We start from the raw sequence: 19,658 nt of genomic DNA, 5'->3' as shown, positions 1-19,658 counted from the left end.
CGCTTACGTACAATCGCCCGGTGACACGTATCGACCTGCACTCCCACAGCTCGGTCTCCGACGGGACCGACGCCCCAGCCGAGGTCATCGCGTACGCGGTCGCCGCCGGACTCGACGTACTGGCCCTGACCGACCACGACACGGTCGGCGGGATCGAGGAGGCGGCGGCGCATCTGCCCTCCGGGTTCACCCTGGTCCCGGGCATGGAGCTGTCCTGCGCCTATGAGGGCTCCAGCGTCCACCTGGTCTCCTACCTGTTCGACCCCGGCTCCTCGGGGCTGGCCGCCGAGCTGCGCCGTGTGCGCTCGGACCGGGCCTCGCGCGCCGAGGAGATGGTGCGCAAGCTCCAGGAACACGGTGTTGACGTGACCTGGGAGCGGGTCCTGGAGATCGCCGGGGCGGGCGAGGCGCAGTACGCCGACGCCAACACCATCGGCCGCCCGCACCTGGCCAGGGCGGTGGTGGAGGCGGGCGCTGCCCGGGACGTGCAGGACGCCTTCGACAAGTGGATCGGATCGGGTGGCCCGGCCTACGCCTCCCGGTACGCGATCGACCCGGTTCGCGCTGTCGAACTGGTTCGGGAGGCGGGCGGGGTCTGCTCGCTGGCGCACCCGGGGCGGGCCGAGGGCGCCACCAACGGCGCCGTCCCCGTGGAGCTGGCCGAGCGCATGGCCGCTGCCGGCCTGGGCGGGATCGAGGCCGACCACCCCTCGCACAACCGGCCGCAGCGCAAGTTCTGGCGGGGCGTGGCCGCAGACCTGGGCGTGGTGGTGACCGGTTCCAGCGACGACCACGGCGCCCTCACCGGGCACCGGCTGGGTTGTCGCACCACGGCACCGGAGGCCTTCGAGGAGCTCACAGCCCCCGCGACCGGTGTACCGCTGATCGTGGGGTGACCTGCCGCCGGAGCCGGACGTTCGGTACGGTACGGACCACTGCGCGGGGACGCGAGAATGGTCGCAGCGATTTAGCACTTACCCCTGGATGAGAGGTCTGGAGCCGTGTTCTGGAAGCGGAAGCCGAAGAAGCAGGACGGCCAGGAGGCCACCGATTCCGCTGCGGAGGTCGCGGAGGACGTCACCGAGGAGACCGAGGACGACGCGGTCGACACCAAGGAGACCAAGGACAAGACCGAGGACACCGGGTCCGGGAACGAGGCTGACGCCAAGGACACCGAGGACACCGAGGACACCGAGGCCAAGGCTGACGGGTCCGACGCCGACTCCACCGAGGCCGACGAGTCCGACGAGGACGCCAAGGACGAGCCCAGGGCCGAGTCCGACGATGAGGCCGACACCAAGGCCGAGGACGACACCGAGTCCGACACCAAGGCCGAGGACGACACCAAGGTCGCCACCGCGTCCGTCGACGAGGACGACGAGGTGGAGGAGGTCGGTGTCACCGGCCCCGACTCGGACGGAGTCATCCGCGTCCGCACCGCCGGGACCTTCGAGTTCGACGGCGAGAAGTACGAGATCATCAGCAACACCTGGATCATCGAGGCCGACAAGGACGGCGTCGTGATCATCGACCCCGCCCACGACGCCGAGGCGATCATGAAGGCCGTCGGCGACCGCGAGGTCTACCTGGTGGCCTGCACCAACGGCTACAGCCCCCACATCGAGTCGGCCCTGGCCATCGCGGAGGAGACCGAGGCCGACATCGCGCTGCACCCCCGCGAGATGCGTGCCTGGCGCCGCATCCACGGAGCGGAGCACCGCCCGGAGATCGACGTCGAGGGCGAGGGCGCCCTGGACATCGGCGACCTGCACATCGACGTCCTGGCCCTGCCCGGCACCACCAACGGCACCGTCGGCTTCTACGTGAGCGAGCTCGGGGCCGTGTTCAGCGGTGACACCCTCCGCAAGGGCGAGCCCGGCATGGTCGGCAACACCTACATCGACTACACCACCCAGCTCGCCTCCATCGGCGAGAACCTGCTCTCCCTGCCGCCGGACACCCGCATCCTCCCGGACCGCGGCCCGTCCACCACGGTCGAGGCCGAGGGCCGCAACTTCGACTCCTGGGTCTGACCCCCGGACCCCGTCAACCCCGAACGGCCGGGCCGCCGCCCCAGTGAGGAGCGGCGGCCCGGCCGTTCGTCTTCGTGCACCACCGGTCTCGGACCGGCTGCGGGTCAGCGACGGCCCACGGACTCCGTCTCGTTCCAGAAGCTCGTGAGCGCGCTCGACGTGGTCTCGGGGGCCTCCACGTTGGGGGAGTGGCCCGCACCGGGGACCACCAGCCGCCGCGCGCCCAGGCGCTCGGCCATCCCGTCCTGCTCGGCCAGCGGCCAGGCGTCGTCGTTCTCGCCGTAGAGGACCAGGGCGGGCAGGTCCACCTCCGCCAGCTCGTCGATCCGGTCCCGGGCGCCCAGCAGGTCCTCGGCCATCCGGATGAGGGCCAGGGCACTCGTGTTCAGGAACCGCTCGCGCAGGAAGTGGACGACCTCGGGCTTGGGGGTGCGGGCGCGGGCCTCGGCGGCGAAGCGTTCGTCCCACAGCGTCCGCAGTCGTTCCGGGGTGGGGTCCATCGACAGCGCGGCGATGAGGTTGCGTGCTCGGTCCGCGCCGGGGCCGCTCAGGGCGCCGGGGCCGGAGCACATCAGGGTGAGGGAGGCCAGCGGAGTGAGTTCGGTCAGCGCCGCCTCCTGGGAGACCAGCCCGCCGAAGGAGTGCCCCACCAGGTGCACGGGGCCGCCGTCGCCGACCACGTCGAGCACCTCTCCGACCACCGCGCCCAGGGAGGACAGGCGGTAGTCGGGCAGCTCGACCCCGGGCGGCGGGACGAGGGTCTCGGGGCCCGGCGACTGGTACGTGCCGGGCAGGTCGATCGCGACCACCTCCCGCCCGGCCTGCGCCAGGCTCTGGAGGAGGGCGATGAAGTCCTCCTTGCTGCCGGTGAAGCCGTGCACCAGGACAGCGGGGGTCAGAACGGTGCCGCCGGAGGTGGGCTGGGCCCGGAGTGCGGCCACCGGACCGTACGAAAGACGAAGGTCCGTGCGCCGCACACCCGGCGGCGGATCGAGGAACTCAGGTGTACTCACGTCGGGCCACCCTAGACGATGGGACTACCGGTCCGGGGGTACCCGACGCGGATTCGACCGTTCTCGGATCAGGTGATTTAGGTGATTCAGGTGTTCTCGGGGTCGCGGCGCACGGCGCCACGGGTCCGACGGCGGCGGCGGACCCTGCGGGCACCGTCACCCTCGGCGGACTGCTCGGGACCGTTGGTCGGGGCGTCGGCCTTCACCGACGCCTTCTCCGCCGAACCCTCGGAGCGGCCGACGTTCTCACCGCTGCGGGTGCGTCGGCGGGAACGGTTCCGGTCGCGGTCACGGGAGCTCTTGCGTCCCCCCTGCTCAGCGCTTTCCTTGCGGTCGCCGCCCCGGCTCTTGCGGCCACCCCGGTCGCCGCCGCGCGGCTGCCCGGTGTCGCCGATGTCCTCGACCTCCTCGGCCTCCAGCCCGGCGTGCTCGCCGCGCTTCTCCATGGCGAGCTTGCCCTTGGTCCCCTTGGGGATGCGCAGCGCCTCGAAGAAGTGCGGAGAGGTGGAGTAGGTCTCCTCGGGCTCGTGGAAGTCCAGGTCGAGCGCGCCGTTGATCAGCTTCCAGCGCGGCATCTCCTGCCAGTCCACGAACGTGACGGCGGTGCCTGTGCGCCCCGCGCGACCGGTGCGGCCGATGCGGTGCGTGTAGGTCTTCTCGTCCTCGGGCGTCTCGTAGTTGACCACGTGGGTCACGTCGTCGACGTCCAGGCCCCGGGCGGCCACGTCAGTGGCGACCAGGATGTTGATCTTGCCGTTGCGGAAGGCTCGCAGGGCCCGCTCGCGCTGGCTCTGGCCGAGGTCGCCGTGCACGGCCGCGGCAGCGAAGCCACGGTCCTTGAGCTCTCCGGCGACCCTGTCGCAGGCCCGCTTGGTCTGGCAGAACACCATGCTCTGGCCGTGCTGCTCGGACTGCAGGAGCCGGGCCAGCATCTCGGGCTTGTCCATCTGGTGGGTGCGGAACGCGTGCTGGGCGATCCGCTTGGTGATGGCCGAGCCGTCGATCTCGTTGTCGTCACCGGCCCGCACGTGGGTGGGCTGGCGCAGGTAGTTCCGGGAGAGCGTGACGATCTCGCTCGGCATGGTGGCCGAGAAGAGCATCACCTGGCGCTCGGTCGGGATCTTCTTGAGGATGCGCTCGATGTCCGGGAGGAAACCGAGGTCGAGCATCTTGTCGGCCTCGTCCAGGACCACCGCCGCGACCTCGTCCAGCCGCAGGTGCTTCTGGTTCTCCAGGTCGAGGAGCCGCCCCGGGGTGCCGACGACCACGTCGACGCCCTCCTTGAGCCCGTTGATCTGCGGCTCGTAGGAACGGCCGCCGTAGACGGTCAGGATGCGGCCACCGCTGCGCTTGCTGGCGGTCGTGAGGTCGGCGGCCACCTGGATGGCCAGCTCACGGGTGGGGACGACGACCAGGGCGCGTGGCCGCTTGGACGTGCCCGGCTTTTCCTGCGCGCGCTGGAGGAGGGGAAGACCGAAGGCGAGGGTCTTGCCGGTTCCGGTGCGCGCCTGGCCGATGATGTCGCTGCTGTTCAGCGCGATCGGGAGGGCCAGTTCCTGGATGGGGAACGGGGAGATGATCCCCTCCGCCTCCAGGGCGTCGGCGAGTTCCGGGCTCACGCCCAGGTCGCGGAAGGTGGTCGCGGATGTCGTGGTTTCTGCTGTGCTGCTCAGGGCTCAAGCCTCCATCTAGGCGGGCCGCAGCGTTGTTCGTGGCCGCGGCGGGGTGCGGTCGCGGGCGGCTTGTGACCGCCGCGGAGGGCGCGGCTCACCGGTTCCCGCTTCGGCGAGGGAGCCTCGGTGGCGCTGCCGTCTGGACCCGCGCGGCCCGGGGGGTTCCCTGGTCACGATGTGTCGGTTCCATCCGCTGGATTGTCGTGTGCGGTGCGTAGCTGGGCGCGTGGGCCGTTGCTCCCTCACGCCGCACTGCTCGTGAGGACACGTTGTGGTGTCCGGTCGCACGTCGCTGGGCGCCCGCGTCCGCGGCGCCGGAAGATGCTCGCGGGAGGGCCCGCGTCGCTGGGGTGCGGGACGCGGCGCCGCGATCGTGCGCGCCGGTCATCACGCTGAGTCTAGCTGCTGGTTCGCCCGGTGCACATAGTTGCTCACTGTGCTGTGGACCCCGCTGTTCACCGGACTCCGACGGCCGGGACCGTACCCGCTCTCAGCGGGTGCAACCGTTCTCCGGAGGCGTTTAGTCCCCGAAAAGTCCCCGATTGGGTGCTGGGCAGGCCGAACGATACGCTGACGGGCATGACCCAAGGCTCCTCTGCCGCCCCCGGCGTGATCGATCTGCTCGGACTGCTCGCCTACGCCGAGCTCGGTTCCTTCTTCCGTCTGGCCGACGACGCCGGTCTGGCGCCCTCGCTGCGGACCAAGGGGCAGCTGGCGGGTCTGGCCGCCACCGAACAGAACCACTACCAGGCGCTTCACCAACGCCTGGGTGAGCTCGGGGTGGACCCCGAGGAGGCCATGGCCCCGTTCGTGAGTCCCCTGGACGCCTGGCACGAGCGCACCGAACCGCAGAGCTGGCTCGAGAGCCTGGTCAAGACCTACGTCGGCGACGGCATCGCGGGTGACTTCTACCGCAGGGTCGCCGAGCTCGCCGACGCCGACACCCGCGCACTCGTCGAGGACGTGCTCGCCGAGACCGAGCGAGCCGAGTTCGTCGCCGGGCAGGTGCGCGCCGCGCTCGCCGAGGACCCCAAGCTGGCCGGGCGCCTGTCCCTGTGGGCGCGTCGTCTGGTGGGGGAGGCGCTGAGCCAGGCGCAGGCCGTGGCGGTGGACCGGCCGCAGCTGGCCACGATGCTGGCGCGTGATCCCAAGGTGGCCGAGCGGAGTGAGAGGACGGGCGACTCCGGTCTGGGCGACCTCGCAGCCGTCAGCCGGATGTTCGCCTCGCTCACGGAGGGGCACGCGGCGCGACTCTCCGCGATGGGTCTGGCCGAATAGGCGCGCTCAACGCCCGACCAGTACTGGTTTCTGCCTTCTTGGGCGTTTGACCGGAACTTGGTTCCACTTGGTCAAGTGCGGGTAATTTCCAACACATTCGTTACGATCCATTGGTTCGGCGCACATAGAGTCGATGGAGTTTCCCGTCTCCTGACCACGCGAGTAGGTACTTCCATGCCCCGTGGGACCTCCGTGCGCCACCCGCTGGCCGGACTCACCCGTGACTTCCACAAGATCGGCCCCCTCGACGCGCCGGTGCCGCCCTGGATGAGCGCTGAGCTGGACCAGCACGCCGCACAGGTGTGCGAAGGCATCGTCTCCGGCGGCGCCGAACTCACCGCCAACACGCTCGGAACGTACCTGCACGGTTTTCTTGACGGCTGCCTCGAACGCGGCTGGGACTCCGAGGACTCCAGCTATGACTGGGAGACGCTCCGCATTCTCGCGATCTGCCGACTGGCGAAGGACCGTGGTTTCGTCCGCTAGGTTGGTGACGTCCGCAGGCGAGTGTGATCTGCGCCGCGATTCCGCTCGCGGCCATCGCCCTTCTGGTTCTCCGGCGCGATCCGCCACTTGGGCGTACGCTGAAAAGGCACCGGTGAACCTTGGCGGCCCGATCCGGATCGGCGTACCGCCGGAACCGGTGGCCTGCGGAATGCAACGTGGTATTCACGGTGTTCCAGGGGCGAGGCGGTACCCGGGCACCGTAACGGCGGAGCGGCCCGAAGAGCCGCGAGAAAGGAAAGCGAATGAGGAGCGGTCGGCATGGGGCGGCGCGCCCACCGGTCGGCGTCCTGATCCAGCAGGATCGCGTCGACTTCGCGCTTTTCGCACTGATCTTCGTTGTCGCGCTCGCGTCGATGGTGTTCACCGGACCCGGAAGCGTCGTCTTCTGGCTGGCGTTCCTGCCGTTGATCGCCACGGGCGTCCTGGCGTGGCGACGCATCGAGAACCTCTCCCGTCAGGAACTGCGGGACTCCGAGTTCCTGTGACGGGGCGCCGCACGGACGGCGCACACGACGAGGGCGAGGCCATTGGCCCCGCCCTCAACTGCGTCTTCGGGTCACCCGAACCCGGGGTCACCCCGGGTCGGCTTCCTCGTGGCTACGAGGTGGGCTCACCGCCCCTCGGGCGCTGTCCCGGCAGGCTGGAGGCTTCCTCCCGCGCCCCCTGGCCCTCGGTGGGCCTGAAGCCCGGTCGGCCCATGGCCGCCTCGCGTCCGGCGTCGTAGCTGCTCTCACCGCCGCTCACGCGCGCGGTCTCGCGCTCGGCCGCCTCCAGCCAGTTCGTCCAGCGGGACTGCATCGGGCGGATGAGTCCGCCGCCGACGCCGACCACCAGGATGCCGCCGACCGTGGCGAGCACCGCGACCAGCACCGGAAGTGTGACGGTGGTGGCGACGCCCATCTGGTTCAGCGCCGCGATGACACCGAGCGCCAGGACGGCCACGGCCGCGATGTTGGCCAGGAACCGGCCGTAGGACAGCGCGCCCAGGGCACCGGTGATCAGGTCCCGGACGGCCTTGGCGATCATGCCCGCCACCACGACGATGATCAGCGCCACGATGCCGTGCGGAATCCAGGCGATGACGTCATTGAGCAGCGTGCTGATCGGGTTCGGCCCGAAGACGTTGAACGCGAGCGTCAGCACGAACAACAGACCGACGTAGTAGACGATCTTTCCGCCCAGCTCACTGGCGGTCCAGCGGCTGCGCTCGAAGTACTCGCCCACGCCCCCGCGGTGCAGTGCGCGGTCCAGTCCGACACTGTGCAGGCCCTTGGCGACGCCCTTCCCCACGAACCAGGCGATGATCCAGCCCAGTACCAGGATCACCAGGAAGCCCAACAGCAGCGGTACGAAGCCCGCCACGGTCTGCCAGGCGTCCATCAGGCCCTGACCGATGTCCATACGTCCTCACCCCCGAATCGCTGGTTCCGCTCGCGCGCCGGTGGCCGGTGCCGAACGGATACGGCGAAGAGAAGCGCGTTACTTCTCAGTTTCGCGATACCCGACGCACGTTAATCGAACCGTTCTGAATGCCGGTGTCGCGTTGATTGCCCGGTCTTGGTCGAGGAATGGCCATTCTGTGGTTCTTTTTCGCCCGGGGATTCGGGATAATGCCCGGTCGGTAATTGCTCGGGAAAAGCATGGAGAACTCGCGGGAACGCGACGGACCCCGGAACACCGTGGTGTTCCGGGGTCCGTTCCGCGTGGGTTCGCGGGAGCGTCGCGGGCGGGGTCAGTCCCCGGACCCGGTCTCCGCTTCGTCCTCGTCGGCGGGCCGGGTCAGGTCCCAGCCGCTGATCCCGCGCCAGGCCAGCCTGGCCACCAGCTGTTCGGCGGCGTCCTTGGGGACCGCGCCGTGGTTGTTCAGCCAGTACCTGGCACTGGTCTCGGCCATGCCGACCAGTGCGATGCTCAGCAGGTGCGCCTCGTCGTCGGAGATGCTGGTGTCCTGGCGGATGACCTTGCCGATCAGTTCCGCGCAGCGCTGGAACGTGTGCTCGCTCTTCTCCCGGACGGCCGGGAGGTTGCGCAGGTCGGATTCGAAGACCAGCCGGAACGCCTCTCCGTCGCCCGCCACGAAGTCGAAGTAGGCCTGGAAACTGGCGGTGACGCGCTGACGGTTGTCGTCGGTGCTCTCCAGCGCCTCCCGCTGTTTCTCGACCAGGGCCTCGGAGTGTTCCTCCAGAAGGGCCAGGTAGAGCTCCAGCTTTCCGGGGAAGTGCTGGTACAGGACCGGCTTGCTGACTCCCGCGCGGTCCGCGATCTCGTCCATCGCCGCGGCGTGGTAGCCACGGGCGACGAAGACCTCCTGAGCCGCTGCCAGGAGTTGGCGGCGGCGGCGGACCCGGGGCAGCCGCGTGCCCCGGGCGCGGGCGTCTGATGGAGCTGTCACACCCACACCCTCCGAACTCGGCATGGCAGATGCACACCATTCACCGGACATCTGCGTGGCTTACGCTGTCGGACGCGGTCTCGGCTCTGTGACGCGGCCCGCAGCTTTTCCCCCATCCTACTCCGGCGTAGCTTCGGCGTGGGCAGTGCTCACACACGGCCGCCCGTGGTCAGGCGGGGTGGGGCGGGACCATGTGCGGTCAGCGGCGTTCTTCCTCGTCCTGCCCGGCCTCCCGGACCTGTTCGATCACGTCCGCCTCGTCGGCCTGGTCGAAGCTCTCCCCAGCGGCCCGCTCGGTCCAGTCCTCGCGGCCCTCGTCAGCGTCGGCGTCGGCCCGGACGCGCTGTTCGGCCGCGTCCGCCTCGGGCACCGCCGCGGTCGGGTCCTCGTCCTCAGGGGCGCTGCGCCGCCGGTTCCCACTGTCGTCGGAAGTTGCCACAGGGTCCTCCCAGGATCGTCGCGGAGCGTACGAGCGACACTACCCGCGACGACTCTCGGGGCAAGGGGAGCCGCGCGGCCGGTGCTCCCTCACCGTGTGGAATGAACTCCCGGGCCGCGGTGGTTGAGGGAGGTCAGGAAGCGCCCGGGGGGCGACGAGGACCACGCCTCCCCGGGGTGGGAATGGAATACCCCACCCGTTAGGTTGGGTATGAGTGCAAGCAGCTTCGCGCACCCCCACGTTCCCGTGGGCCCCTCGGCACGGGTGGACGCGAAGCGACCCGAACAGTCATGAGGAGTCACCGTGTCGCTGCCGCCGCTGGTCGAACCAGCCGCCGAGCTGACCGTGGACGAGGTGCGCCGTTACTCGCGCCACCTGATCATCCCCGACGTGGGGATGGCCGGCCAGAAGCGCCTGAAGAACGCCAAGGTGCTGGTCGTCGGTGCGGGCGGTCTCGGCTCCCCGGCCCTGCTCTACCTGGCCGCCGCCGGTGTGGGCACGCTCGGCATCATCGACTTCGACGTCGTCGACGAGTCCAACCTCCAGCGTCAGGTCATCCACGGGCAGAGCGACGTCGGCCGCCCCAAGGCCGAGTCCGCCCGGGACAGCATCAAGGAGGTGAACCCCAACGTCGAGGTCATCCTGCACCAGGACCGCCTGGAGTCGGACAACGCGTTGGACATCCTCGCGGGCTACGACCTGATCCTGGACGGCACGGACAACTTCGCCACCCGGTACCTGGTCAACGACGCCGCCGTCATCCTGAACAAGCCCTACGTGTGGGGTTCGATCTACCGGTTCGACGGTCAGGTCAGCGTCTTCTGGAACGAGTACGGGCCGCAGTACCGCGACCTCTACCCGGAGCCGCCGCCGCCCGGCATGGTCCCCTCCTGCGCCGAGGGCGGCGTCCTGGGCGTGCTGTGCGCCTCCATCGGCTCGGTGATGGTCAACGAGGCGATCAAGCTGATCACCGGCATCGGTGACCCGCTGGTCGGCCGTCTGCTCATCTTCGACGCCCTGGAGATGACCTGGCGTGAGGTCAAGGTCCGCAAGGACCCGGACACCGAGCCGGTCACCGAGCTCATCGACTACGAGGCCTTCTGCGGGGCCGTGTCCGAGGAGGCCACCGAGGCCGCCGTGGACTCGACCATCACCGCTCCGGAGCTCAAGGAGCTGCTGGACAACAAGCCCGACGAGATCTTCCTCGTGGACGTGCGCGAGCAGAACGAGTACGAGATCGTCAGCATCCCGGGCGCCACGCTCATCCCTAAGGGTGAGTTCCTCAACGGCAAGGCGTTCGAGCAGCTGCCGCAGGACAAGCGCGTGGTCCTGCACTGCAAGTCCGGTGTGCGTTCGGCCGAGGCACTGGCCGCCGTGAAGGCCGCCGGGTTCTCCGACGCCGTGCACGTGGGCGGCGGCGTGCTGGCCTGGATCAACCAGGTGGACCCGAGCCTGCCCGAGTACTAGAGAGCGGGCCCGCGCGGCGGGCCCAAGCGCCTCCTTCGGACGGCGCCGGGTTTTCCCGGCGCCGTCCGTCGTGTGTCCGGAGGCAGTCGGACTTTTCCCTGGTCCGAACCCCTACCGAGAGGGATAAATGGGTACGAAGCATCCACGGGGTGCGGTACCGACCTCCGGTGCGGACCCCTGCCGCGAGGAGGTGGCGTGATGCGTGAGAAGGGACGCTGGGCGGACGTGGCCACGATCGTTCTCGGACTCGTCGTGGGTCTGAGCTGGGTCGGGCACGGGATGTACGGCTTCTCCGGGGCGATGTTCCTCCTGGTGGGCCTGGCGGTCATCGTCATGGCCACGATGTCCCTGACCCGCCCCGGCGCGCTGGTGACCGAGCTCGGAGTGACGGCGGCCGGAGTGCTGCTCTTCGTCCTGCCGTGGGCGCTGGACTACACCCACGTCCTGCCGGCCGCGATCACGGCGTGGGTCGGCGGCGTGATCATCGCCGCTCTGGGCGTGAACGGGCTGGTGCAGGCCCGTGCGGCGCGCAGGCGCGACCCCGAGCTGGCCTGGGGCACCCACATGAACGTGGTGTCCGAGTAACCGACGCCGACGAGTGTCGGAGGGGGCGGATAGGCTCGGCGCATGGTCGAGCCCCACCCCCGAGAACCCGCCGAGGACGAGGAGTCCGAGCCCCTCGACGAGTACACCGAGGAGGTCCTCTCGGTGGTCGAGCGGATCCCGTCGGGCCGGGTCATGAGCTACGGGGACATCGCCGAGTACGTCGGCAGGGGCGGCCCCCGTCAGGTGGGTTCGGTGATGTCCCGCTGGGGCGGGGGAGTTCCGTGGTGGCGGGTGGTGCGCTCGGACGGGCGCCCCGCCGAGGGCCACCTCGTACGTGCCCGATCCCACTACGCGGCGGAGGCCACCCCGATGCGCCCGAGCGGCGACCGGGTGGACATGCGGGAAGCCCGATGGGACGGGGGAAGCGGCGCCTGACGGGGCTCCGGAGCGCCCACGCGGCGTCCGCGATGGTCGTCGACCTCTGGTGAACTGGAGGAGTGAACACATCCCCGTACCGTCTTGTGCGGCGCGCCCACCAGGTGCTGCCGCCTCCGGTGCTGGACGAGAACCAGCAGCGCGTCGTCGACCACCCGGGCGGCCCGCTCCTGGTCCTGGCCGGTCCCGGGACCGGCAAGACCACCACGATCGTCGAGGCCGTGGTGGACCGCATCGACAACCGTGGTGTCGACCCCTCCCGCATCCTGGTGCTCACCTTCAGCCGCAAGGCCGCCCAGGAGCTGCGTGAGCGCATCACCGGTCGTCTTCGGCGCACCACCCGCGAACCCCTCGCGCTCACCTTCCACAGCTACGCCTACGCCCTCATCCGCCGCGAGTTCCAGCGGATGGGCGACTCCCCGCCCCGACTGCTGTCCGGGCCCGAGCAGCTCATGGAGGTGCGCGAGCTGCTGAACTGGGAGTTCCAGGACGGCGCCGAGCAGTGGCCCGAGCGGCTGCGCCCGGCCCTGGAGACCCGTGGGTTCGCCGAGGAACTGCGCGACTTCCTCATGCGCGCCCAGGAGCGCGGTCTGGGCCCGGTCGACCTGGCCCGGGCGGCGGCCGAGCGCGACCGCGACGACTGGACCGCCGCCGCCGGGTTCCTCTCCCGGATGAACGGCCGGTTCGACATCGCGCCGGTGCCCACCCTCAACTACGCCGAGCTCGTGCGGGTCGCCGCGAACATGCTCTCCGACCCCGAGGTGCAGGAGCGCGAGCGCGCCGCCCACGAGGTGGTGTTCGTCGACGAGTACCAGGACACCGACCCGGCCCAGGAGGAGCTGCTGCGCGCCCTGGCCGGGGACGGCCGAGACCTCATCGCTGTGGGCGACCCGGACCAGTCCATCTACGCCTTCCGCGGCGCAGAGGTGGACAACATCCTCGACTTCCCGCGCCGTTTCCCCACCCTGCGGCGCACCGACGCCCCGGTCGTGGCGCTGCGCACCTGTCGTCGCAGCGGCGCGGCCCTGCTGGCGGCCTCGCGCGGCCTCACCCGCCGCCTGCCCGCCGTGGCCTCCGCGCGAGGCCGCGTGAACGCCCACCGCGACCTCATCCCCGCCGAGGGGGTCCTGGACGGCGAGGTGCACGTCCTCATGGCGGACAGCTCCACCCAGGAAGCCGCCGTCATCGCCGACACCCTGCGCCGCGCCCACCTGGTGGACGGCGTCCCGTGGTCGGACATGGCCGTCCTGGTGCGCTCCTCCAGCCGCCAGCTCCCGGTGCTGCGCCGGGCGCTCACGGCCGCTTCGGTGCCGGTGGTCGTGGGGTCCGACGATCTCCCGGTGGCCGCCGAACCCATCGTCCGTCCGCTGCTGGGCCTGATCCGCTACGGCCTGCGCCCACAGGAACTGGACGACGATGCCGCCCGCGAGCTGCTCATGAGCCCCTTCGGCGAGGCGGACTCGGTCCGGCTGCGCCGTCTGGTCCGCGCCCTGCGCCGCCTGGACCTCGACCGCGCCGCGAACGGAGCCGCCTCCGCCGGGGCCGCCAGGGACTCCTGGGCTGCTGAGGGCGTCGGTGCTGCTGAGGCCACCGAGCCCGCCGAGCTCATTGGCGCCGGGATCACTGACCCCACAGAGGTAGTAGGGGCTGTTGAGGGTGCCGAGGCCAGTGGGGTCGTCGGGGCCCCTGAGTCCGCTGGGACCACCGGGGATACCGGTGCTGGTGAGGCCTCCGGGGCTGATGTCGGGGGTGGGGTGTCCGAGGCTGTCGCGAGCGACTCCGGGCGATACCGGCCCTCCTCCCAGCTGCTGGTGGACGCCCTGCGCGACCCCGGTGAACTCACGCTGGTGGACCCCGCCGTGGCTGCCCCGGCCCTGCGCGTGGCCAACGCGTTGCGCACCGTCCGGGACCTGGCGGCCAAGGGGGCCGATGCCGAGCAGGTCCTCTGGGAGCTGTGGCGGGACAGCGGCCTGGCCGACCGCCTCATGCGCGCCAGCCTGGCAGGGGGGCGCCGAGGCGCCGCCGCCGACCGCGACCTGGACGCCGTGGTCGCGCTGTTCGAGAGCGCGGCCCGCTACTGCGACCGCCTGCCCCCCGGCACCCCCGACGGGTTCCTTGAGGACCTGGCCGCCCAGGAGATCCCCGGCGACAGCCTCGCCGAGCGCGCGCCCGAGGGCGAGGCGGTGCGCATCCTCACCGCCCACCGCTCCAAGGGACTGGAGTGGGGCCTGGTGATCGTGGCCGGGGTCCAGGAGGGCGAGTGGCCGGACCTGCGGCTACGCGGCTCCCTGCTCGGCGTGGAGGAGCTGCTGGATTCCGGCAGCCACTCCGCCGACTCCTTCGGCGCCGCCCTGGCCTCCAAGCTCCTGCACGAGGAACGCCGCCTGTTCTACGTGGCGCTCACCCGTGCCCGCCGCTCCCTCTACGTCACCTGCGTGGGCGGCGAGGACACCGACGAACGCCCCTCCCGCTTCCTCAACGAGATGGGCACGGGCGACCCGGAGCAGGTCAGCACCGGCCGCCGCTGGCTGTCCCTGCCCGCGCTCGTCGCCGACCTGCGCTCGGTGGTCACCGACCCCGAGGCCCCGGACCCCCTGCGCACGGCGGCCGCCGCCCATCTGGCCCGCCTGGCGGAGGAGGGTGTGCGGGGCGCGGATCCGGCCGAGTGGTACGCGCTCACCCCCTTCTCCGACGCCCGCCCGCTCTCCGACCCCGAGGACACCATCCGGGTGTCGCCCTCCCAGGTGGAGAGCTTCACCAACTGCCAGCTGCGCTGGTTGCTGGAGCGCGCGGCGGGGGCCTCCTCGGGCGACTCCGCCTCCGCTCTGGGCACTGTCGTGCACGCCGTCGCCGTGCTGGTCGCCGAGGGTGGCACCGCCGAGGAGGTCGGCGCCCGCATGGACGAGATCTGGGCCGACCTCGACTTCGGCGGACCCTGGCAGTCCGACAAACAGCGCGACCGCGCGGACGAGATGGTCCGCAAGTTCATCACCTGGGACGCCACCAACGACCGCGAGCTGGTCGTCACCGAGGAGGGCTTCAAGGTGGACGTGGGCGGGATCGAGATCACCGGCCGCGTGGACCGCCTCGAACGCGACTCCGAGGGCCGCGCCGTGGTCGTGGACATCAAGACCGGCGGCACCAAGGCCGACGACCTGGCCCGCCACCCCCAGCTCGGCGTCTACCAGATGGCCGTCCTCCGCGGCGCCTTCGCCAAGCTCGGCCTGGCCGAACCCGGCGGCGCCGCCCTCGTCCAGGTCGGCAAGGCGGCGCTCAGCAAGAAGGCGCGCGAACAGACCCAGCCCCCGCTCGGTGAGGACCCCGACCCCGAATGGGCGGGGACCCTCGTCCGCGAGGTCGCCACAGGCATGGGAGGGTCCCGCTTCGCCGCCACCCGCAACACCGGATGCAACGCGTGCGCCGTGCGCGCCTGCTGCCCGGTCCAGGACGAGGGCCGACATGTCTGAACCCATCCCCGGGGCACCCTCCGCCTCCGGTTCCCCTGATCCCCACAGACCCCGCTTCAGCCCGGCCGAGCTGGCCCGGCTCCTCAAGCGCCCCGAACCCACCGTCGAGCAGGCCCAGGTCATCTCGGCGCCGTTGGAGCCCGGGGTGGTGATCGCCGGTGCCGGATCGGGCAAGAGCGAGACCATGGCGGCCCGCGTCGTGTGGCTGGTCGCCAACGGCCACGTCCGCCCCGAGCAGGTCCTCGGGCTGACCTTCACCCGCAAAGCCACCGCCGAGCTGGCCGAGCGCGTGCGCAAGCGCCTGGAGCAGCTGCGCGCCACCGAGCAGTTCCCCGAGGAGCTGCTGGACGGCGAGCCCACCGTCTCCACCTACAACTCCTACGCGGGGCGCATCGTCGCCGACCACGCCCTGCGTGAGGCGGTCGAACCCACGTCCCGTCTGCTCAGCGAGGGTCAGGCCTGGCAGCTGGCCGCCCGGATCGTCGGCGAGTACGACGGCCCCATGGAGCACGTGAACGTCGGAGCGGACACCGTCACCCGCCGCGTCCTGGACCTGTCCGGGCAGATCTCCGACCACCTCACCACCACCGACCAGGTGCGCGGCGTCGGCCGCTGGATCCAGGCCGGGGTGGACGCCATGTCCCGCAAGACCACCCAGCCCACCCGGGACCTGGTGGACACCCAGCGCCGCCGCGAGCAGCTGCTCCCGCTGGTGGACCGCTACAACCACGCCAAGCACGCGCGGGAGGCCATGGACTTCGGCGACCAGATGGCCCTGGCCGCCCGCATCGCCCAGAACCACGCCGAGGTCGGGCTGATCGAGCGCGGCCGGTTCCGCGTGGTGCTCCTCGACGAGTACCAGGACACCAGTCACGCCCAGCTGGTGCTGCTGCGCGCGCTGTTCGGCGAGGGGCACGCGGTGACCGCCGTGGGTGACCCCTGCCAGTCCATCTACGGGTGGCGGGGGGCGATCGCCGCCAATCTCACCAGTTTCCCCACGGACTTCCCGGTCGCGCCCGGACGCCCCGCTCCGGTCCGGCGCCTCACCTTCAGCTTCCGCAACGGCGAACGGGTCCTGCGGGTGGCCAAGCGCATCTCCGAGCCGTTGCGCGCGGAGGCGGCCGACGTCCCGGTGCTGCACCCCAGTCAGGCCCGGCAGGGGCGCGGTCTCGCACGGGCGGGACTGTTCTCCACGGAGACCGAGGAGGCGGCCTGGATCGCGGACCACGTGCGCGACCTGCTCCGGGCAGACGCCGAGCGCCCGGGTGGCCAGGTGTTCGCCCCGGACGGGCTGGTGTGGCCCGAGAGCGAGACCGGCGGTGGCCCCGACGGCGGAATCAGCCCCGGTGACGTCGCCGTCCTGTGCCGCAAGCGCTCCCAGTTCCCGCCGCTGCGCGACGCCCTGGAGGCGCACGGCATTCCCGTGGAGGTCGTCGGCCTGGGCGGGCTCATGCTCGTGCCCGAGGTCCGCGACATCATCGCCACTCTGCGCGTGGTTCACGACGCCTCGGCCGGTAACGAGCTGGCCCGCCTGCTCACCGGTCCGCGCTGGCGGATGGGGCCCCGCGACCTTGCCGCCCTCGGCTCCCGCGCCACCGAGCTGGCCCGGCACACCCGCCGCGACCTCACTGGCCCCGCGGCGGAGGAGGGGGCGAACGAGGAGTCGGAGGACCTGCTGCGCCGCACCGTCCTGGACCTGACCGCCGAGAACGGCAGCCTCGTGGACGCCGTCGACGACCCCGGGCCCGCCCAGAACTACTCGGTTACCGCCTACGAGCGTCTGGGGCGCCTCGCCGAGGAAATGCGCACCCTGCGCAAACTCGTGGGCCAGCCGCTCCCGGACCTGATCACCGAGATCGAGCGGATGCTCGGCCTGGACATCGAGGTGGGCGCTCGCACCAACCGCGACCCCCTCTCGGCCCGCGCCGACCTGGACGCCTTCGTGGACCACGCGGTCCGCTTCGTCGGTAACTCCGAGGACCCCACTCTGGGCAGCTTCCTCGGCTACCTCAACGCCGCCGAGGAGAACGAGAGCGCCCTCAGCCCGGGAGAGCGGGTGGGTGGCTCGGACAGCGTGAAGCTCATGACCATGCACGGAGCCAAGGGCCTGGAGTGGCCCGTGGTGATCGTGCCCGGGGTGAGCGCCGGAGCGCGCGCCCCGCTCTTCCCCGCCAAGGCCCGCGACTCCCATGCGTGGGTGAAGGCCGACCACCAGCTCCCGTACCCTCTGCGCGGCGACCGCTCCAGCCTGCCCACGCTGCGCGGGGTCGAGAAGGAGGACATCGCCGCCTTCAAGGAGGCTGAGGAGGCCCGCCACCTGATGGAGGAGCGGCGGCTGGCGTACGTGGCGGTCACCCGTGCCTCCTACGAGCTGGTGTGTACCGGCCACTGGTGGGGGCGGACCGGCAGCACCCCGCGCGGGCCCTCGGAGTTCCTGGAGGAGATCCGCGAGGCCTGCGAGCAGGGTGCCGGGGGAGTGGTGCGCTGGGACCCGCCGCCGGACCCCGAGGACACCAACCCGCACGATGAGGAGGAGTCGTCGGCGGTGTGGCCCCCCGAGGATGTGCCCTCCGCCTCGGGTTCGGTCGAGCCCGCACCGGTGCTGTTGCCGGTTCCGGCAGTGCCGGAAACCGTGCCGGACTTCGAGTTCGGACCGGAACCGGACTTCGAGTTCGAGCCGGAGTACGACCCCGAGTTCGACGACGTACCGGTGCCCGACTTCGACGCGGTCATCGAGTCCCCGCCCGAGCCCGGTCCCGACCCGGACCTGGCACCTGACCTGGGGCCGGAGCCCGAGCCGAACCCGGAGGGCCAGCCACCCGCTGACTCCCGCCGCGCGCAGATCGTGGCTGGTGCGGAGCTGGTCGAGCAGGCGCGTGCGCGTATGCGTGAGGGGAAGCCGGTCGGGCCGAGGAAGCCTCCCGAAGGGCTGCGGCGCAGGCTCCAGGGCTGGGAGCGCGACGCCGAACTGCTGCTCGCCCACCGGGACAGGGCCGCCGCGGGGCCGGGGGACGGCCCCGTGCAGGTGGAGCTGCCCGACCACCTGTCGGTCTCCTCCATGGTCTGGTTGGCGCGCGACCCTTCGGCGCTGGCCCGACAGATCCGCCGTCCCCTGCCCAGGCCGCCCGCGCCGCACACGAGGCGGGGCACGGCCTTCCACGCGTGGTTGGAGCAGCGGTTCGGACACAACGCGACCCTGCTCGACGAATTGCCCGGGGCCGCAGACGAGACCGCCGGTGAGGACGAAGACCTTGCCGACCTCCAGCGCAGGTTCGAGGAGAGCGAGTGGGGTCCGCGCGTTCCGGTCGAGGTCGAGGTGCCGTTCGAGACGGTCATCGGCGACCGGCTGATCCGGGGTCGCATGGACGCGGTGTTCTATGACGCCGAGACCGGGCGGTACGACGTCGTGGACTGGAAGACCGGTCGTCCGCCAGGGAACAACGTGGAGCGCAGGGCGGTCGGGGTGCAGTTGGCCGCCTACCGTCTGGCCTGGGCCGACCTGGCCGGAGTGGAGCTGGAGGAGGTCCGGGCCGCGTTCCACTACGTGCGAGCGGGGGAGACCGTCCGGCCCGCCGACCTGCTGGACGCGGAGGGATTGGCAGCCTTGATCACCAACATCCCCGAACCCTCGTAGAGCGGGGAATCCCGCCACTCTTGAATGCGACCTCCAGAGTGAGCCCAGCGGATTCACGCAGGCCATGCCCGCGATCCCACGGGCAGTTATTGATCTTGGTCTGCTCGACAAATCCTCAGGGCACAACACCTCGTGGACTCACCTGCTCCAGGTGGTTCGTGGCGCCCCATTTCCCGCGCTGAACAATTGCCTGCCAACCATCAGGCGGAGCAGTGCGAGTTCGGGGAGCGCCCGGTGTGCGACGTGTTGCGTGTCGTGGTTGGTCGTTCGCCTGGATGGAAGAGCGTCAGCGAGGGAGGGTGGTTCCTCGCGTCGGTGTGCATCGTGTTGGGTGTCGCGGCGGGTCACTCGCCCGGACGGAACTGCGGCAGCGAGGGCGGGTGCGTCCCCGCGCCGGTGTTCACCGGGCTGCGTGTCGCGGCGGGTCATTGGCCCGGACGGAACTGCGGCAGCGAAGGGGGGTGCGTCCCCGCGTCGGTGTTCACCGGGTTGCGTGTCGCGGCTGGTCATTGGCCTGGACGGAACTGCGGCAGCGAGGGAGGGTGCGTCCCCACCTCGGTGTTCAACGGGTTGCGTGTCGCGGCGGGTCACTCGCCTGGACGGAACCTCGGCGAGGGAGAGCGCTGGGTCGGGGTCGGGGTTGGTGGTGGTCCACGGGTTGGGAAGGTGCTGCCCGTCCCCGCCCTGGGCGGGGGTCTGGGGGGCGATGTTGGGTGTGGGCATGACGGCGTTCCTCTCAGGGCCTGGCCGGGGGGGTGCGGGCGTGTGCAGGTT

The 19,658-nt window shown here is 71.0% G+C and carries 15 protein-coding genes; 10 read left to right on the top strand and 5 right to left on the bottom strand.

Annotated elements, in window-relative coordinates:
- Positions 1-20: 20 nt before the first annotated feature.
- Positions 21-896 carry a PHP domain-containing protein gene (locus ADX84_RS07995; RefSeq protein ID WP_049569868.1) on the top strand — a complete coding sequence of 292 codons (876 nt, stop codon included), beginning with the start codon at positions 21-23 and terminating at the stop codon, positions 894-896.
- Between the two features lie 105 nt (positions 897-1,001).
- The gene (locus ADX84_RS07990) at positions 1,002-2,033 is read left to right on the top strand and encodes an MBL fold metallo-hydrolase (RefSeq protein WP_049569866.1); all 1,032 of its coding nucleotides are present in this window, start codon (positions 1,002-1,004) and stop codon (positions 2,031-2,033) included.
- Between the two features lie 104 nt (positions 2,034-2,137).
- On the opposite strand, the gene ADX84_RS07985 is transcribed toward ADX84_RS07990, so the two are convergent.
- Together ADX84_RS07985 and ADX84_RS07980 are read right to left on the bottom strand one after the other, a co-directional pair.
- Positions 2,138-3,046, bottom strand: coding sequence for an alpha/beta fold hydrolase (locus ADX84_RS07985; protein ID WP_082206345.1), 909 nt, complete (start codon positions 3,044-3,046; stop codon positions 2,138-2,140).
- 86 nt (positions 3,047-3,132) lie between these two features.
- Entirely contained in the window at positions 3,133-4,665 is a 1,533-nt protein-coding gene (locus tag ADX84_RS07980; protein WP_049569860.1) for a DEAD/DEAH box helicase, read from the bottom strand.
- Between the two features lie 633 nt (positions 4,666-5,298).
- Here ADX84_RS07980 and ADX84_RS07975 point away from each other — a divergent pair.
- The 3 genes from ADX84_RS07975 (at position 5,299) to ADX84_RS07965 (ending at position 6,989) form a co-directional block, all read left to right on the top strand.
- Positions 5,299-5,997, top strand: a complete 699-nt coding sequence (locus ADX84_RS07975; RefSeq protein WP_049569857.1) for a ferritin-like fold-containing protein — start codon at positions 5,299-5,301, stop codon at positions 5,995-5,997.
- 174 nt (positions 5,998-6,171) lie between these two features.
- Complete coding sequence (locus tag ADX84_RS07970; protein WP_017547201.1) at positions 6,172-6,483, top strand: DUF6401 family natural product biosynthesis protein; 312 nt, start codon at positions 6,172-6,174, stop codon at positions 6,481-6,483.
- 263 nt (positions 6,484-6,746) lie between these two features.
- On the top strand, positions 6,747-6,989 hold the full coding sequence (locus ADX84_RS07965; protein ID WP_017547200.1) for a hypothetical protein: 243 nt from the start codon (positions 6,747-6,749) through the stop codon (positions 6,987-6,989).
- Between the two features lie 112 nt (positions 6,990-7,101).
- On the opposite strand, the gene ADX84_RS07960 is transcribed toward ADX84_RS07965, so the two are convergent.
- The 3 genes from ADX84_RS07960 to ADX84_RS07950 form a co-directional block, all read right to left on the bottom strand.
- A complete protein-coding gene (locus ADX84_RS07960; RefSeq protein WP_049569854.1) occupies positions 7,102-7,905 on the bottom strand; it encodes a hypothetical protein in 804 nt (267 codons plus the stop codon).
- Positions 7,906-8,236: 331 nt separating this feature from the next.
- Positions 8,237-8,896 carry a TetR/AcrR family transcriptional regulator gene (locus ADX84_RS07955; protein WP_082206348.1) on the bottom strand — a complete coding sequence of 220 codons (660 nt, stop codon included), beginning with the start codon at positions 8,894-8,896 and terminating at the stop codon, positions 8,237-8,239.
- A 199-nt stretch (positions 8,897-9,095) separates the two neighbouring features.
- Entirely contained in the window at positions 9,096-9,335 is a 240-nt protein-coding gene (locus tag ADX84_RS07950; protein WP_049569848.1) for a hypothetical protein, read from the bottom strand.
- Positions 9,336-9,638: 303 nt separating this feature from the next.
- Here ADX84_RS07950 and moeZ point away from each other — a divergent pair, with 303 nt between their 5' ends.
- From moeZ to ADX84_RS07925, 5 genes are all read left to right on the top strand, one after another.
- On the top strand, positions 9,639-10,802 hold the full coding sequence (moeZ, locus tag ADX84_RS07945) for an adenylyltransferase/sulfurtransferase MoeZ (RefSeq protein ID WP_049569846.1): 1,164 nt from the start codon (positions 9,639-9,641) through the stop codon (positions 10,800-10,802).
- A gap of 198 nt (positions 10,803-11,000) precedes the next feature.
- On the top strand, positions 11,001-11,387 hold the full coding sequence (locus tag ADX84_RS07940; RefSeq protein WP_049569843.1) for a hypothetical protein: 387 nt from the start codon (positions 11,001-11,003) through the stop codon (positions 11,385-11,387).
- Between the two features lie 42 nt (positions 11,388-11,429).
- Positions 11,430-11,783 carry an MGMT family protein gene (locus tag ADX84_RS07935; protein ID WP_049569840.1) on the top strand — a complete coding sequence of 118 codons (354 nt, stop codon included), beginning with the start codon at positions 11,430-11,432 and terminating at the stop codon, positions 11,781-11,783.
- Positions 11,784-11,869: 86 nt separating this feature from the next.
- Complete coding sequence (locus ADX84_RS07930; RefSeq protein WP_199776514.1) at positions 11,870-15,250, top strand: ATP-dependent DNA helicase; 3,381 nt, start codon at positions 11,870-11,872, stop codon at positions 15,248-15,250.
- Complete coding sequence (locus tag ADX84_RS07925; RefSeq protein WP_049569835.1) at positions 15,243-18,884, top strand: UvrD-helicase domain-containing protein; 3,642 nt, start codon at positions 15,243-15,245, stop codon at positions 18,882-18,884. The genes ADX84_RS07930 and ADX84_RS07925 overlap by 8 nt, the downstream gene beginning before the upstream one ends.
- Positions 18,885-19,658: the final 774 nt, after the last annotated feature.

The sequence above is a fragment of the Nocardiopsis sp. SBT366 genome, from assembly GCF_001083815.1.
GTDB lineage: Bacteria > Actinomycetota > Actinomycetes > Streptosporangiales > Streptosporangiaceae > Nocardiopsis > Nocardiopsis prasina.
The sequence above is the reverse complement of the archived record's forward strand: the minus strand, read 5'-3'. Positions and strand labels throughout refer to the sequence as shown.

Bases quoted from the DNA above. Each gene is read 5' to 3' on its own strand.
- ADX84_RS07975 (WP_049569857.1), top strand. From the start codon at position 5,299: ATGACCCAAGGCTCCTCTGCCGCCCCCGGCGTGATCGATCTGCTCGGA.
- ADX84_RS07970 (WP_017547201.1), top strand. From the start codon at position 6,172: ATGCCCCGTGGGACCTCCGTGCGCCACCCGCTGGCCGGACTCACCCGT.
- ADX84_RS07965 (WP_017547200.1), top strand. From the start codon at position 6,747: ATGAGGAGCGGTCGGCATGGGGCGGCGCGCCCACCGGTCGGCGTCCTG.
- ADX84_RS07960 (WP_049569854.1), bottom strand. From the start codon at position 7,905: ATGGACATCGGTCAGGGCCTGATGGACGCCTGGCAGACCGTGGCGGGC.
- ADX84_RS07940 (WP_049569843.1), top strand. From the start codon at position 11,001: ATGCGTGAGAAGGGACGCTGGGCGGACGTGGCCACGATCGTTCTCGGA.
- ADX84_RS07935 (WP_049569840.1), top strand. From the start codon at position 11,430: ATGGTCGAGCCCCACCCCCGAGAACCCGCCGAGGACGAGGAGTCCGAG.
- ADX84_RS07925 (WP_049569835.1), top strand. From the start codon at position 15,243: ATGTCTGAACCCATCCCCGGGGCACCCTCCGCCTCCGGTTCCCCTGAT.